The 14,759-nt window shown below is 72.4% G+C and carries 14 protein-coding genes; 9 read left to right on the top strand and 5 right to left on the bottom strand.

Features of this window, described 5'->3' with window-relative positions; all coding sequences use genetic code 11:
• Positions 1-283 (bottom strand): COX15/CtaA family protein (locus D7V93_RS21340; protein ID WP_208723091.1); only part of this gene is annotated, 283 nt, incomplete at its 3' end.
• Positions 284-430: 147 nt separating this feature from the next.
• Between D7V93_RS21340 and D7V93_RS21335 the strand changes: the two genes are divergently transcribed.
• On the top strand, positions 431-1,564 hold the full coding sequence (locus D7V93_RS21335) for a coiled-coil domain-containing protein (RefSeq protein WP_208723090.1): 1,134 nt from the start codon (positions 431-433) through the stop codon (positions 1,562-1,564).
• 9 nt (positions 1,565-1,573) lie between these two features.
• Here the strand turns inward: D7V93_RS21335 and D7V93_RS21330 are convergent, their stop codons facing one another.
• Both D7V93_RS21330 and D7V93_RS21325 read right to left on the bottom strand, forming a co-directional pair.
• Positions 1,574-2,980: an NAD-dependent succinate-semialdehyde dehydrogenase gene (locus D7V93_RS21330; RefSeq protein ID WP_120645169.1), complete on the bottom strand. Its 1,407-nt coding sequence runs from the start codon at positions 2,978-2,980 to the stop codon at positions 1,574-1,576.
• 200 nt (positions 2,981-3,180) lie between these two features.
• Positions 3,181-3,561: a DUSAM domain-containing protein gene (locus D7V93_RS21325; RefSeq protein ID WP_120645168.1), complete on the bottom strand. Its 381-nt coding sequence runs from the start codon at positions 3,559-3,561 to the stop codon at positions 3,181-3,183.
• 190 nt (positions 3,562-3,751) lie between these two features.
• Between D7V93_RS21325 and D7V93_RS21320 the strand changes: the two genes are divergently transcribed.
• The 5 genes from D7V93_RS21320 to D7V93_RS21300 all read left to right on the top strand — a co-directional run bounded on the left by D7V93_RS21320 (position 3,752) and on the right by D7V93_RS21300 (position 11,630).
• Positions 3,752-4,480, top strand: coding sequence for a phosphatase PAP2 family protein (locus tag D7V93_RS21320; protein WP_120645167.1), 729 nt, complete (start codon positions 3,752-3,754; stop codon positions 4,478-4,480).
• Between the two features lie 136 nt (positions 4,481-4,616).
• Positions 4,617-6,374, top strand: coding sequence for a histone deacetylase family protein (locus D7V93_RS21315; RefSeq protein WP_120645166.1), 1,758 nt, complete (start codon positions 4,617-4,619; stop codon positions 6,372-6,374).
• 31 nt (positions 6,375-6,405) lie between these two features.
• Positions 6,406-7,074 (top strand): acyltransferase, encoded by a 669-nt coding sequence (locus D7V93_RS21310; protein ID WP_120645165.1) that lies wholly within the window; start codon positions 6,406-6,408, stop codon positions 7,072-7,074.
• Between the two features lie 148 nt (positions 7,075-7,222).
• Positions 7,223-9,319: an ATP-binding protein gene (locus D7V93_RS21305; protein ID WP_244237418.1), complete on the top strand. Its 2,097-nt coding sequence runs from the start codon at positions 7,223-7,225 to the stop codon at positions 9,317-9,319.
• 220 nt (positions 9,320-9,539) lie between these two features.
• On the top strand, positions 9,540-11,630 hold the full coding sequence (locus D7V93_RS21300) for a neutral/alkaline ceramidase (RefSeq protein ID WP_120645164.1): 2,091 nt from the start codon (positions 9,540-9,542) through the stop codon (positions 11,628-11,630).
• 18 nt (positions 11,631-11,648) lie between these two features.
• Here D7V93_RS21300 and D7V93_RS21295 read toward each other — a convergent pair whose 3' ends face one another.
• Positions 11,649-12,515 (bottom strand): hypothetical protein, encoded by an 867-nt coding sequence (locus D7V93_RS21295; RefSeq protein ID WP_120645163.1) that lies wholly within the window; start codon positions 12,513-12,515, stop codon positions 11,649-11,651.
• Between the two features lie 177 nt (positions 12,516-12,692).
• Here D7V93_RS21295 and D7V93_RS21290 point away from each other — a divergent pair, with 177 nt between their 5' ends.
• Positions 12,693-13,199, top strand: a complete 507-nt coding sequence (locus D7V93_RS21290) for a gluconokinase (RefSeq protein WP_120645162.1) — start codon at positions 12,693-12,695, stop codon at positions 13,197-13,199.
• A gap of 14 nt (positions 13,200-13,213) precedes the next feature.
• Here the strand turns inward: D7V93_RS21290 and D7V93_RS21285 are convergent, their stop codons facing one another.
• Positions 13,214-13,840 carry a phenylalanine--tRNA ligase beta subunit-related protein gene (locus D7V93_RS21285; protein ID WP_120645161.1) on the bottom strand — a complete coding sequence of 209 codons (627 nt, stop codon included), beginning with the start codon at positions 13,838-13,840 and terminating at the stop codon, positions 13,214-13,216.
• A gap of 30 nt (positions 13,841-13,870) precedes the next feature.
• On the opposite strand from D7V93_RS21285, the gene D7V93_RS21280 reads away from it, so the two are divergent.
• Positions 13,871-14,233, top strand: coding sequence for a cupin domain-containing protein (locus D7V93_RS21280; RefSeq protein ID WP_120645160.1), 363 nt, complete (start codon positions 13,871-13,873; stop codon positions 14,231-14,233).
• A 155-nt stretch (positions 14,234-14,388) separates the two neighbouring features.
• The coding region (locus tag D7V93_RS21275; protein ID WP_147451261.1) for an ATP-binding cassette domain-containing protein at positions 14,389-14,759 on the top strand (371 nt) is incomplete at its 3' end.

Genomic DNA, 14,759 nt, shown 5'->3' with positions numbered 1-14,759 from the left:
GGGCGGGATGGGCCTGGGGGACGGCGCGCCGGGCCCAGACGTAGAGGGCGACGGCGAGCACCGTGGCGAGGCCGCTGGTGAGCCGGTGGGTGTACTCGATGAGCGTCTGCACGGTGGGGGCGCGTGGCACCACGTCGCCGTTGCACACCGGCCAGTGGTCGCCGCACCCCGCGCCGGAGCCGGTGGCGCGCACGAACGCGCCCCAGAGGATGACGCCCAGCGTGTAGACGAGGACGCCCTGGCTGAACCACTGGAAGCGGCGGGACGCGGCGGGAAGGGTCATCGTGCCCTCCCAGTACCGCATCCCATCCGGACGGGCCACCGCGCGGGTCCGTCCGCCTGCCCGCTGCCCGCCACGGGCTCAACACCTGCCCTTATGGGCCTGCCGCCGACAGTCCCCAACCCCGGGAGAAGTTGTTAGCGTCACCGCGTGCCCCGAGACCGCGAAGCGCCGCCTGCCTCCCCGTCCTCTCCCGATGCGGCCGAGCGCCTGCGCCGGCTGGAGGCGGCCATCGAGGAGGGCCGCGCGCGCAAGGACGCAGCGCTGGAGGGGTGGGTGCGCCGGATGGGCCGCCTGCCCACCGACAAGGAGCGCGACCGCTGGGAGCGGGAGTGGGAGCGCGGCGCGGAGCGGGAGCGCCAGCGGTGGGAGAAGCAGTGGGAGCGCGAGTCGAAGGACGCCCTGCGCCGGGCGGAGCGGCAGGCCAAGCGCGACGCGTATGTCGCCCAGCAGCAGTCGTACCGCCAGGCGAGGCGAGCGGAGAAGGCGGCCCGTGAAGAGGCCTCGCGCAACCCGGTGCTGGGGTGGGGGCAGCTCATCGTCGCGCTGGCGTGCGTGGTGACCGCCATCGGGCAGCGCCACGAATACTGGTGGCTGCTCTTCGTGGCGCTCGCGTTCTTCCGGGGGGCCGCCAAGCACCTGCGCCCCGTCAACAACCCGCTGCTGACGCGCGTGGAGGAGCCGTCCTCCGCCCCGGCGCTGCCGGTGGAGAAGAGGGTGCCCGCGGCCGTGCCGGCGGATCCGCGCCTCGCGCGCGTGGACGCCGTCTGCGAGAAGCTGATGGCGGAGCTGCGCGCGGCGCCGGGCGTGTTGCAGGAGATGGTGCGCTCGCCCGACCGCACCGTGCAGGACCTGCGCAAGGGCTGCCACGAGCTCATCCGCCGCGAGCGGGAGCTGCGCACGGTGGCCCCGCCGGAGGACGTGCAGCGGCTGGGTGAGGAGCGCAAGAAGCTGGAGACGCGCTGGGCCTCGGAGGAGGACAGCGTGGTGCGCGACCGGTTGCGCGCGGCGTTGCAGGTGCTGGACGAACAGGTGCGCCAGCGCACGGAGCTGGGCCGCGCGGCGGACCGGCTGGAGGCCGAGTTCACGCGGCTGGCCTACACGCTGGAGAACCTCTACGCCCAGGTGCTGCGGGTGCGCTCGGCGGACACCGCGGACCTGGACGTGGCGGGCGCGGGCCTGCGCCACAGCGTGGAGCAGCTGGGCGCGGAGGTGGACGCCGTCACCCAGGCGCTGGAAGAGGTGCACGGCGCGCCCACGGATGGCCGGGTGCGCACGCGCTAGCGGGGGGCGCTACTCGCCCGCGTGCTTCGACGGCGGAGCGCTTCCGGACGGCCCGCTGATGCGCACGGTCTTCGCGTTGACGAACTCTCGCAGGCCCAGGTCCGCCAGCTCGCGGCCGTGCCCGGAGTGCTTCACGCCGCCGAAGGGCAGGCGCGCGTCGGAGGCGACGAGCGCGTTGACGAACACCATCCCAGCCTCGATGCCGTCGATGAACCGGCGCTGCTCCGCGGCGTCCTGGGTCCACACGCTCGCGCCCAGGCCGAACGGCGTCGCGTTGGCCAGCTCCACCGCGTGCTCCAGGTCGCGGGCGCGCAGGAGGGTGGCCACGGGGCCGAAGAGCTCGTCATGGAACGCGGGCGCCTGGGGCGGCGGGTCGGCGAGCACGGTGGGCGGATAGAAGTTGCCTGGGCCGCCCTGGGGTTTGCCTCCCAGCAGGAGCCGGGCTCCGGCCTTCACGCTCGCCTGCACCTGGGCGTGCAGGCCCTCCAGGATGCCGTGGGTGGCGAGCGGCCCCACGTCCGTCTTGGGGTCCATGGGGTCGCCGACCACCATGGTCTTCATGCGCTCCACGAAGCGGCGCTCGAAGTCCTGCGCGATGGGCTCCGCGATGATGAAGCGCTTGGCCGCGATGCAGGACTGGCCGTTGTTGATGAGGCGCGCGGACACGGCGGCCTCCACGGCCCGGTCCAGGTCCGCGCTGGGCATGACGATGAACGGATCGCTGCCGCCCAGCTCCAGCACCACCTTCTTGATGGCCCGGCCCGCGGCGGCGCCCACGGAGCGGCCCGCGCCCTCGCTGCCGGTGAGCGTGACGGCCTTCACGCGAGGATCCTCGATGACGCGGTTCACCTCCGACGTGTCGATGAACAGCGATTGGAAGGCGCCCTCGGGGAAGCCGGCGTTGAGGAACACCTCCTCCAGCGCGAGCGCGCACTGGGGCACGTTGGAGGCGTGCTTGAGCAGGCCCACGTTGCCGGCCATGAGGGCGGGCGCGGCGAAGCGGACGACCTGCCAGAAGGGGAAGTTCCACGGCATGATGGCGAGCACGGGGCCCAGGGGCTGGTAGCGGACGAAGGCGGTGTCGCCGTCCACGTCGATGGGCACGTCGCGCAGGAGCTTCTCCGCGCGGGTGACGTAGTAGCGGCAGGCGGTGGCGCTCTTGCGGGACTCGGCCTTCGCGGCCTCCAGTGGCTTGCCCATCTCCTCCGTCATCAGGTGGCCGAAGCGGTCGGCCTCCACCTCCAGGATTTCGGCCGCGCGGCGCATCCACCGGGCGCGGTCCGCGAAGGACGTCTCCCGGTAGGCGCGGAACGTGTCCGCGGCCCGTTGCAGCTTGAGGTCCAGTTCCTTGGGGGAGAGCGCCTCGAAGGTGCGCAGCGTCTTGCCCGTGGTGGGGCTGATGGTGGCGATGGCCATGTGCGGTGCCTCCCAGGTGCGAACGTCCCCGGGTGATAACAGCCCATGCGCGGCTGACAATGCCGACCCGGCTCGAGCGTCCGGGGGCGTACGCCCGGCGCCGGAGTGCTCAGACCTTCAGGACGGTAGGCGACAGCGCATCAGACCGGAGCGCCGCGATGGATGAAGGTGCAGTCCGCCCTCGGTCGTTCGCGCGAGCATCAATCCTCTTCATCCAGGGCGGCGAGGTACGTGTGGATGATGTCCCGGTAGTGCGGGACGACTTCGACCGCGAGCACGTCCAGGAGCAGCTGCCGCGCGCCGTCCGCGTCACCTGTCTGTTGGCGCCGGTCCAACTCGCCGAGCATGCGCGAGAGGCGGTGGGAGCCTTCGCGGATTCGCCGTGCGATCTCCACGAGCAGTGCCGCCGTGCTCGCCTCGCTTTGGAGCGCTTCCGCCGCTTCCTCCGCAGTGATGGCAACGTCCGGGGCGGTGTCGCGCAACAGGGCGCGCACGTCCTCCGTCAATGCGAACGGCTGACCCAGGTCGGACACCTTGTGGTTCAGCTCCCTGATCGCGTCCCAGGCCTGTGCATCGGGCATGGACGGAGCCTAACGCGGCTGGCAGAGCGCGAACGGCCATTGGCGCTGCCGACGACGAGGGCCACGACAGGGCACTGCCAAGGGCTGGACCACTCCGTCTTCACGGCAACCTCCCCACCCATGGAGCCTGTCCGACACTCCCGCGCAAATCGCGGTAGCGGCCCTGGGGGGCAGGGCCTATGTCACGGCCATGTTACGCGGGCCGTGGAAGTGGCTGTCGGGTTGGGACGTGATGGTGACGCGGCCGCTGGGCCTGCTGTTGCTCGTGGTGGCGTGCGTCCTGGGGTTCGTCGTCCTGTCGGACGAGGTGCATGAAGGCGACACGCAGGACATCGACGAGCGCATCGTGCGCTCCCTGCGCCGCCCCGAGGATCCCGCGCTGCCCCGGGGCCCCTGGTGGCTCGCGGAGACCGCGCGCGACGTGACGTCGCTGGGCGGCTTTCCCGTGCTGTCGCTCCTCACCGCGACCGTGTGCGGCTTCCTGCTGGTGGCCCGCCGCTACCGCACGTCCCTGTTCGTCTTGAGCGCCATCGTGACGGGGTGGCTCCTCAACGCCGTGCTGAAGTCCCTCTTCAACCGCCCACGCCCCTCGGTCGTCCCCCACCTCACCGAGACCATGTCCACCAGCTTCCCCAGCGGCCACGCCATGCTGTCCGCCATCACCTACCTCACCCTGGGCGCGCTCACGGCCCAGTTCGCCGAACACCGGCGCGTGAAGGTCTATCTCCTGTCCATGGCGGTCGTGCTCTCCGTGCTCGTCGGCTGCACCCGCGTGTACCTGGGCGTCCACTACCCCACCGACGTGCTCGGCGGCTGGGTGGCCGGCCTCGCGTGGGCCCTGTTCGTCACCGTGGCCGCCAAGGGCGTGCGCCGCCGCAGCCCCGCGCTGCGCGAAGAGGCCCATCGCCCCGTGGAATGAGGCTTGCGCCCGGGGCCCACGCCTCGCAAGAAAGAGCCCCCACCTCCGTCGCCTCGCGCGTAGGGTCTGCCTCCTCCGTGTCCCATCCTCCCGTGCACCCGCGCCGTCCGCCCCCGCCTGCTCCGACGAGGCGCGGATGATTCAAGGCTGGCTCTGGCGGCTGGGCCTGGGACGCGGCCGGGTGCACGTCTTCTACGACGAGGCCTACCGCCTGCCACTGTCCGGCATCGAGTCCTCCGTGGGCATCGAGCCGCGCGGCACCGACTTCACCACCTGGTACCTGCTGGAGGCCGGCGTGGTGCGCGCCGCGGACGTCCGCCACCCCGTGCCCGTGTCCTACGCCCAGCTCGCGCGCGTGCACGACGCCCGCTACCTGGAGTCCCTCTCCGACCCGGCGACGCTCGCGCGCATCTACGCCACCGACCCGTCGGAGGTCCCCGTGGACGCGCTGCTCGACAGCGTGCGCCTCGTGTGCGGCGGCACCCTGGGCGCGGCCCGGCTGGCGCTCGCGCGGCAGGGCCCGGTGGTGAACATGGCCGGCGGCTTCCACCACGCGCGGCCGGACCGGGGCGGCGGCTTCTGCACCGTCAATGACATCGCCGTGGCGGTGGCGGACCTGCGCGCCTCGGGCTTCGACGGCTCCGTCGCCGTGCTGGACCTGGACGCGCACCCGCCGGACGGCACCGCCGCGTGCCTCGCGGGCCAGCCGAAGGTGTGGATCGGCTCCGTGTCCGGCAGCGACTGGGGCACGCTGCCCCCCGGCGTGGACGAGACGCGCGTGCAGGACGGGTGCGACGACGCCACCTACGTGCAGAAGGTGAAGGACCTGCTGTCGCGCATGCCCCGCTCGGACATCACCTTCGTCATCGCCGGAGGGGACGTGCTCGGCGGGGACCGCTTCGGGCGCGTGGGCATCACGCTCGCGGGCGCGCGCAAGCGAGACGTGGCCATCGCCTCCGCGCTCCGGGGTCTCCCCAGCGTGTGGCTGCCCGGCGGCGGCTACCACGCCGAGTCCTGGAAGCTCTTCGCGGGCACCGTGCTGGTGCTCGCCGGCCTGGGCCATCAGCGCATCACCGCCCGGTATGATCCGCTGAGCGCGCGCTTCCAGCGCATCGCGCACCTGCTCGACCCGGAAGGGGGCCCGCCCGGCCTGGTCGCGGGCGAGGAGCCCATCACGCTGGAGGACCTGGAAGGCCCCCTGCGCCTGGGGCCGGAGGTGCAGCCGCGCGTGCTGGGCCACTACACCGCCCAGGGCATCGAGTACGCCCTCTTCCGCTACGGCCTGCTGTCGTACGTGGAGCGCCTGGGCTACAGCCGCCTGCGCGTGGAGGTGTCCTCCACCGGCGGCACCGGCGACCGCATCAAGGTGCTGGGCCACGCGGGCGGCCAGGAACACCTGCTGTCCGACTCCGTCCTGGAGAAGAAGGTCCTCCAGGGGGAGACGTTCCTCTTCGCCAACTGGCTGAGCCTGCGCCACCCGCGCGCGCGCTTCAGCGACAAGCGCCCGCAGCTGCCCGGCCAGGAGGTGCCCGGCCTGGGCCTGTCGCGCGAGACGACGGAGACGCTGCTCACCATGGCCCAGCGCCTGGGGCTCGCGGGGCTCGCCTTCCGGCCCATGTGGTACCACCTGGCCGTCGTCGCCCGCTCCCGCTTCCACTTCTCCACCCCGGAGCGCCAGGGCCGCTTCGAGGCGCTGATGCGCGACCTGTCCGCGCTGCCGCTCGTGGAGGCCACCCGCGCCGTGGCCGAGGGGCGCGTGCGCCTGGACGGCCAGCCGTACCCGTGGGAGCCGGACGACATGCTGTGCCGCCTGCAGCCCGTCCCCATGGACACGGACGCCGTGGCGGCGGAGCGCGAGCGCTGCCACTTCACCGTCGTGCCCGCCTCCCGCTGACACCGGCCGGAGCCGTGATAGTGATTGGCCCGTGGATCTCCAAGCGCAACGCCGCCAACAGCACAAGCTGCGGCTGTCCTGGATGCCGTGGCTCTACTTCGTCCTCAAGCCGCGCCACCGCGAGTGGGCGGAGGCCTGGCAGCGCGAGGTGCAGGACCGCCTGCGCGAATTGGAGACCGTCGAAATCGCGGAAGGGTGCTTCATCGCCCCCGAGGCGCGCATCTTCGCGGAGCCCGGCCGCACGGTGAGGATTGGACCGGGGTGCAGTATCGCCGCGGACGCGTTCGTGCACGGCCCGGTGGTGCTGGAGTCGCGCGTCAGCCTCAACGCGCGCGTCAGCCTGGACGGCGGCACGGTGGGCATCCGCATCGGCGACGGCACCCGCATCGCCAGCGGCGCCGCGCTCTACGCGTTCGACCACGGCCTCGCGCCGGACCGCCCCGTGCGTGACCAGCCCGTCACATCAAAGGGCATCGTGATCGGCCAGGACGTCTGGGTGGGCGCCAACGCCGGCATCACCGACGGCGTCACCGTGGGAGACCACGCCGTCGTCGGCATGGGCGCCGTCGTCACCCGGGACGTGCCCGCATGGGGCATCGTCGGGGGATCCCCTGCACGCCTGCTCGGTGACCGTCGCCATCGCCCGCGCTCTGGAATGCCGGGAGGTTGGGAGCCTCCAGACCCTGAGGGGAACCCCTGAGCCCCGGGCAGGTCCATTGACTTTGAAACATTCGAGCGCCTTATGCTTCGGTCCTCGGTGAAACACAGAGGGGACAGGCGCCCGGGCGAACCGGGTGGGTTGTCTCCTTGGCCATGGGTGGGCCCGTTTCAACCGTGAGGAGGCCGCGGTGTCCCAGGAGCAACGCGAGACGGGGATCGGCGCCATGCCGGGGCAGACCTCCGTGGCGAGCGACCTCGTGGACACCCGCCGCTTCCAGCGCGCCGGCTCGCTCCTGCGCGAGGTCATCTTCGAGCTGGATGCGGCCGGCCGGCTCCTCCTGACGTGCCGCGCCTGGGAGCGGCTGGTGGGGACGCCCGCGGACGCGTGGAAGGGCCGCGCGCTGGTGGACCTGTTCCATCCGGAGGACCGGGACCAGGCGCGCGCGCTCCTGCGCACGGCCATCTCCCGCGTGGACTCACCGGCGCGGCTGGAGCTGCGGCTCACGGGCGGGACGCAGCCGCGCTGGGTGGAGGTGTCCGTCACCGGCGATCCGGAGCGCCTGGGCGGCGTGCTGGGCACGCTGGTGGACGTCACCGCGCGCAGGCTCGCGGAGGAGGCCGCCACCACGCGCGAGCGCTACCTGGGCGCCATGGTGGAGGTGCAGCGGCGCCTGCTGGAGCCCGAGTCCGCGGGGGACCTGTACAACGCCATCCTGGAGCCGCTGGGCCGGGTGGCGGGCGCCAGCCGCGCCTACGTCTTCGAGTTCCACCGCGACGGCTCCGGCCGGATGCTCCAGTCCCAGCGCGCGGAGTGGGCCGCGCCCGGCGTGTCGCGCGAACTGGACAACCCGGAGACGCAGGGGGCGCCGGTGGATGAGTCCTTCCGCCTGCACCACCTGGAGGAGCTGGGCCGGGGCGAGGCGGTGCAGGGCACGCCCGAGGTCTTCTGTGAAGGCATCACGCCGGTGCTCAAGGCCCAGGGCATCCGCTCCCTGCTGGTGCTGCCCCTGAGGGTGCACGGGGAGCTGTTCGGCTTCATCGGCTTCGACAACTGTGACGAGGCCCGGGCCTGGTCGCACGTGGAGGTGAAGCTCTTGTCCGGCGCGGCGGGCGCGCTGTCGCTGGCGCTGGAGCAGCACACCACGGACGCGCTGCGCGTGCGCACGGAGACCGCGCTGCGCCGCACGGAGGCGGGCTTCCACCTGCTCATCGAAGGGTTCCCGGACCCCGTGGTGGTGCACACGACGGACGGCATGCTCCTGTCGGTGAACCCGGCCATGGCCAAGTACCTGGGCTACCAGGATCCGGCGGAGCTGCTGGGCCGGCACCTGCTGGGGCTGGTGCGCCGCGAGGACCAGGAGGTGGCGCGCCGCCACCTGGAGGAGGCGCAGGACGGAGGGCTCGCGGCCCGCTCGCACGAGGTGCCCCTGGTGCGCCGCGACGGGCAGGTGGTGAGCGCGGACCTGGTGACGCTGGGCGTGCTCTTCGACGGGGTGCCCGCGCGCGTCACCGTGGCGCGCGACTTCACCGAGCGCAAGCACATGCAGGCGCAGCTCATGCTGGGAGACCGGCTGGCCTCCATGGGCATGCTCGCCGCGGGCATCGCGCACGAGCTCAACAACCCGCTGTCCTACGTGCTGTCCAACCTGGAGTTCCTGCACCGCGCGCTGGGCCCCATGCCCCGCCCCCTGGGCGCCGAGGAGCTGCTGGAGTACCAGCAGGTGCTGGAGGACGCGCGCGAGGGCTCGGAGCGGATGCGGCAGATCGTCCGCCAGCTCAAGGTCTTCTCCCGCGTGGACGACGCGCACGACGAGCCGGTGGACCTGCACCGCGTGCTGGACTCCGTGACGCAGATGGCGGCCAGTGAGATCCGTCCGCGCGCCCGGCTGGTGAAGCAGTACGGCACCGTGCCAGCGGTGCGCGGCAACGAGGGCAAGCTGTTCCAGGTGTTCCTCAACCTGGTCATCAACGCCGCGCAGGCGATTCCGGAGGGCTTCACGGACACGCATGAAATCCGCCTCATCAGCCGCGTGGACGCCGACGGCCAGGTGGTGGTGGACGTGCGCGACACCGGCCGCGGCATCGCGCCGGAGCACGTGCGCCGCATCTTCGACCCGTTCTTCACCACCAAGGCGCCCGGCCAGGGCACCGGCCTGGGCCTGTCCATCTGCGACACCATCGTGCGCGCGCTGGGCGGCAGCATCAGCGTGGACTCCGCGCCGGGCCACGGCGCCACCTTCCACGTGGCCCTGCACCCCGCCGTGCGCACCGCGCCCGTGGTCTGACGTCCGCGCCGGAAGCAGGCCGCCGGGCCGCTGCCGCGCAGTGGACTGAAACCGCCACGCTCCCATGTTCGAGTGTGGTGCGTCGGACGGCCTGTCCTCGCGCGCACTGTCTTCTTCGGGGCGATGGGTCCACCCTGGGGCCCTCCCCCATGCTGACGGGCCGACTTTCGCTCCCGGCGGCGCCTGCCTGAAGGCCCTGCTGGGGATCCTGGAGGATGCCATGCGCCCGCTGACCGCTCGCCTCGCCCCCTTGCTCGGGCTGCTGCTGGGCAGCGTGCTGACCGTGGGCCCGACCCATGCGGGCCTGCTGCCCGAAGCCGGGGCGTCGGAGGCCATGACGGCGCAAGCCGTGACGGAGGACGCCTGTGCGGGCTCCTCGCGCTTCCTCCTGGGCACGGCGCGCTCCGACATCACCGGCCCCGCGGCGGAGGTGGGGATGATGGGCTACGCGCAGGTGGCGCAGAAGACGGAGGGCATCCACCTGCGGCTGTACTCGCGCGCGTTCGTCATTGCCTCGCCGTGCAACGGCCGCCGCGTGGCCTTCGTGAGCGCGGACCTGGGCGAGCTGTTCCAGGCGGTGAAGCAGCAGGTGGTGGAGCGGCTGCGCGCGAAGCTGGGGGACGTGTACTCCGACGACAACGTGGTCCTGAGCGCCACGCACACGCACGCGGGGGTGGGCGGCTTCAGCCACTACACGCTCTACAACCTGACCACCTTCGGCTTCGTGCCGCAGAACTTCGAGGCCATCGTCTCCGGCATCGTGGACTCCATCCTCCGCGCCAACGCGCGGCTGGCCGAGGGCTCGCTGCGCCTGGCCTCGGGCGACTTGAGGGGCGCGAGCGTCAACCGCTCCCCAAACGCCTACCTGCGAAACCCCGCGTCCGAGCGCGCTCGCTACCCGGACGACGTCGACCCGCGCATGACGCTGCTGCGGCTGACGCGCGCGGACGGGCACGAGCTGGGCCTCGTCAACTGGTTCGCCGTGCACGGCACGTCCTTTGGCAACACCAACACCTTCATCAGCGGTGACAACAAGGGGCTGGCGTCGCGCTACTTCGAGGCGGGGGAGGGCGGGCTCACCCCAGGAGGTCCGGACACCTTCGTCGCGGCCTTCGCCAACGCGAACGAGGGCGACGTCACGCCCAACATCCTGGGCGGGACGAACGGCGGCGGCGCGAACGACTTCGAGGACGCGGAGCTGTCCGCGCGCAAGCAGTACGACTTCGCCGCGCACCTGTGGGCCACCGCCGCGATGCCGCTCCTGGGCGGCGTGGACTACCGGCACACCTACGTGAAGATGGACGCGGTGGACGTGGCGCCCGCGCTCACGGACGGCGAGCCCCACCGCACGTGTCCGGCGGCCATCGGCGTGTCGATGCTGGCGGGCGCGGAGGACGGGCCCGGCTTCGGCGCGGAGGGCGCCACGTGCGAGTCCGTGCACGACCTGTGGAGCCAGTTCACCTGCGCGGTGGTGACGACGCCCTGTCAGGCGGAGAAGCCCATCGTGCTGGAGATGGGCAGCATGAAGCCCTACCCGTGGTCCCCGGAGGTGCTGCCCCTGCAGCTGGTGACGGTGGGTCCGCTGGCGCTGGTGGCCGTGCCCTTCGAGGTGACCACCATGGCGGGCAGGCGCCTGCGCGACACGGTGCTCGCGCAGTTGCAGGGCACGGGCGTGACGGACGTGGTCATCGCCGGGCTCTCCAACGCCTACTCGGGCTACGTGGCCACGCGTGAGGAGTACGCGCGCCAGGACTACGAGGGCGCGTCCACGCACTTCGGCCCGTGGACGCTGGCGGCGCTGCAGCAGTCCTTCACGGGGCTCGCCGGGGCGCTGCGCGACGGGACGCCCGTGCCGCCGGGCCCGACGCCGCGCGACCTGCGAGGCGCGGTGGTGGGGCTGCAGCCCGGCGTGGTGTTCGACGACAAGCTCCTGTGGGTGGACTTCGGCGACATCGTCGCGGAGGCGAAGCCCTCCTACGCCCGGGGCGAGACGGCGAGCGCCACCTTCTGGGCGGGGCATCCGCGCAACAACCTCAAGCAGGGCGGCACGTACCTGCGCGTGCAGCGGCGCCTGCCGGATGGGACGTGGCGGGACGTGGCGCACGATGGAGAGGGCGGCGCGCTGTACCACTGGCAGCGCGAGTACTGCGTGCCCACGCTCGCGTGCTCGCAGGTGCGCATCGACTGGCCCATCCCCGCGGACGCGGCGCCGGGCACCTACCGGTTGGTGCACGAGGGCCACTGGAAGTCCGGCTGGGACGGGCGCGTGCACCCCTACTCGGGGAACTCGCGCCCCTTCACCGTGCGGTAGCGGGCCCGAGGCCCGGCGTCAGTCGCAGCTGCCGTCGGGGTTGCACTTCTTGTCGCACTTCTTGCACGCCTGGCCGCTCTTGCCGCACTCGTTCTTGTCCGTGCCGATGACGCAGGCGTTGTTCATGCAGCAGCCCGCGCAGGTGGACGGGTCGCAGCGGCACTGGCCGCTCACGCACGCGAGGCCCGGGCCGCACGCGTTGCCGAGGCCGCAGCGGCACTGGCCCCCGAAGCACAGGCTCGCGTTCTTGCCGCACGCCGGACCGTTGCCGCAGGCGCAGGTGCCCTGGGCCGTGCAGGTGTCGGCCTTCTGCTCGGTGCAGTCCGAGCACGCCACGCCGCCCACGCCACAGGTGCGGGCCGTGCGGTCCGCGCACACGCCGTCCCGGCAGCAGCCGTCACGGCAGCCCAGGCAGAAGGTGCCGGGGCCCGCATCCGGGGTGCCGCCATCGCCCGTGCCGCCGTCCGGGAGCGGGTCGGAGGACAGCCGCACGGTGACCTCCACCTCGTAGCCGTCGCGCACGGTGGCGGTGGCCTCGCCGGTGGCGAGCACGGCGCCGTCGCGCAGGCCCTCCACGCGGACGGTGGCCTGGGCGCCGTCGGCGGCATCGTGCAGGAGGACGCGGAAGCTCTCGCCGCTCTGGAGGGCGCGCTCCGCGGTCTCCGGCAGCATCGTGGTGGGCACGTCCATGCCGCCCGCCACGGTGCCGGAGACGCGCAGCTGGGTGAGGTTGAGCGCGGGCTCGAACTCGGTGGTGACGTAGAGCGCGGTGCCGGCCGCGGCGGCGGGGTCGCGGCAGGACGCCAGCGCCACGAGTGTCAGGAGGCCACTGGTCAGGAAGAACCGGACGAGGGCCCGGAGGGGTGTCGCGCCTGCGGAGATCATGATGTCGCCCAGGGTAGCGGCTCCCCATCAGCACGCAGCGGGCATGCGCGGCAGGGCGTTGGGCAGCGGACGCTCATACGGGGTGTCCTGTGTGATCATCGACCGCGCTTCTCGCGTGGCGTCGGGGAGCGGAAGGTCGCAGCATGGAGGGCGCGCGATTCCGGGAGGCGGCACCGCATGGTGGTCATCGTGATGGGCGTTTCAGGCACCGGAAAGTCCACGGTGGGACGGGCGCTCGCGGACCGGCTGGGCTGGTCCTTCGTGGACGCGGACGACCTGCACTCGCCGGAGAACCGCCAGAAGATGGCCGCCGGCACGCCGCTGACGGACGCGGACCGGCAGCCCTGGCTGGTGCTCCTGCGCGCGCGGATGGAGAAGGCGCTCACCCACGGCGAGGACCTGGTGCTGGCGTTCTCCGCGCTCAAGAGCGCCTACCGCGACCGGCTCTCCGTGGACCGCGAGCGCGAGCGGTGGGTGTACCTGCACGCCCCCGCGGACGTCATCCAGTCCCGGCTCCGGCAGCGCGTGGGGCACTTCATGCCGCCCGTGCTGCTGGCCAGCCAGTTGGGCACCCTGGAGCCGCCGGAAGACGCGCTGTCCGTGGACGTGACGCCGCCGCCGGACGTGGTGGTGGGGCGCATCCTGGACGGGCTGGGGCTGAAGGCCGGCGCGCCCCGGACGTAGGACCTTCCCGCTTTTCAGCCCACGGGTTCGACGGTGGCGCCCAGGCGCTCCAGCAACTCGCGGTACCACGCGAACGCGCGGGCCGAGCGGTCGCCCAGCTCGCGCGTGCCCCACACGAGCGTGAGCGTGCGGCGCGTGGTGGCGTCCGTCTTGGTGCGCTGCGCGTCCTTCACCGCGTTGGCGCACGGGCCTTGCGCGTCGAAGAGGCACAGCAGGCCTTCCAGGTCGATCTCCTGCCCGGAGGCGTTGAAGACGTAGCGGTCGCCCTGGATGGCGGTGGCGACGCGGAACGGGGCCTGCGCGCGGTCCAGGTCCACGACGCTGATGGGCAGGCCGCTGTGCAGCGACACGGCGTTGCACGCATCCACCGCGGCGTTGATGGTGTCGAGCGTGCCGTCCGCCGAAGCGCGCACGAGGTACTCGGACGCGGGCTTGCCCCGGCCGGTGGGCTTGTAGCCGCCGTGGCGGAGCAGGTCCCGCACCGCGCCGCGCACGGCGTCGTCGCTCTGGAGGGGCGCGGTGGCGCCGGGCTTGAGCAGGGCCTTCAGCCACTCGGGCGCGGGCAGGTCTCCCAGGGGAGCCGGGAAGGAAGAGGTGAAGGCGACGAGGTCGAGGAGGGGATGGGGGTCGACGGTCAGCACGGCGGCACTCTATGCTTTGCGGCGACCTCCATGCCCACGCTCATCAAGAAGCCCACCCGTGTGACAGCGGTGGGCAACAAGCCGAAGCTCATCGACGAGTACGTCGGCCGGATGAACTCGAAGACGCAGAACATCAGCGTCGCGCACATGCGCAGCCCGGGCGGGTGGGAGGAGCCGGGACAGACGCCGGAGTTCCGGGAAATCACCCTGGTGCTCGCCGGCACGCTGCGGGTGGAGCACAAGGGCGGGGTGCTGGACGTGCACGCCGGCCAGACGGTGATGTGCGAGCCGGGCGAGTGGGTCCGCTACAGCACCCCCGACGAGGAGGGCGCGGAGTACGTGGCCATCTGCACCCCGGCGTTCTCCCCGGGCACGGTGCACCGCGACTCCTGAAGCTGGCCTTCCGGCAGGGCGGAATCCCGGACGGGGGCCTGCCTGCCTGGCCGGGTGCAAGGAGTCGGGGGCTCCGGGGGTTCGGAAGCATCCATCTGGGGGGCAGGTCGTGGCATAAGGGCGCGCCGCCTGATTCCCGGGCCTCCGGTACGCACATGATCCGTCTCGACAACATCGGCAAGCAGCACGGGCAGCAGCTCCTCTTCGTGGAGGCTTCGGCTGCGCTTCACAAGGGTGAAAAGGTGGGCCTGGTCGGCCCGAACGGCGCGGGCAAGACGACGCTGTTCCGGATGATGACCGGCCAGGAGTACCCGGACGAGGGCCAGGTCTCCATCGACCGGGGCGTCACCATTGGCTACTTCAGCCAGGACGTGGGGGAGATGAACGGCCGCAGCGCGGTGTCCGAGGTCATGGACGGCGCGGGCCCGGTCAGCACCGTCGCCGCGGAGATGAAGGCGCTGGAGGCCGCCATGGGGGACCCCGACCAGGCGGACAACATGGAGAAGCTGGTCGAGCGCTACGGCAT

It is taken from the genome of Corallococcus llansteffanensis, from assembly GCF_003612055.1.
GTDB lineage: Bacteria > Myxococcota > Myxococcia > Myxococcales > Myxococcaceae > Corallococcus > Corallococcus llansteffanensis.
This window is presented reverse-complemented; position numbering and strand designations above follow the sequence as displayed.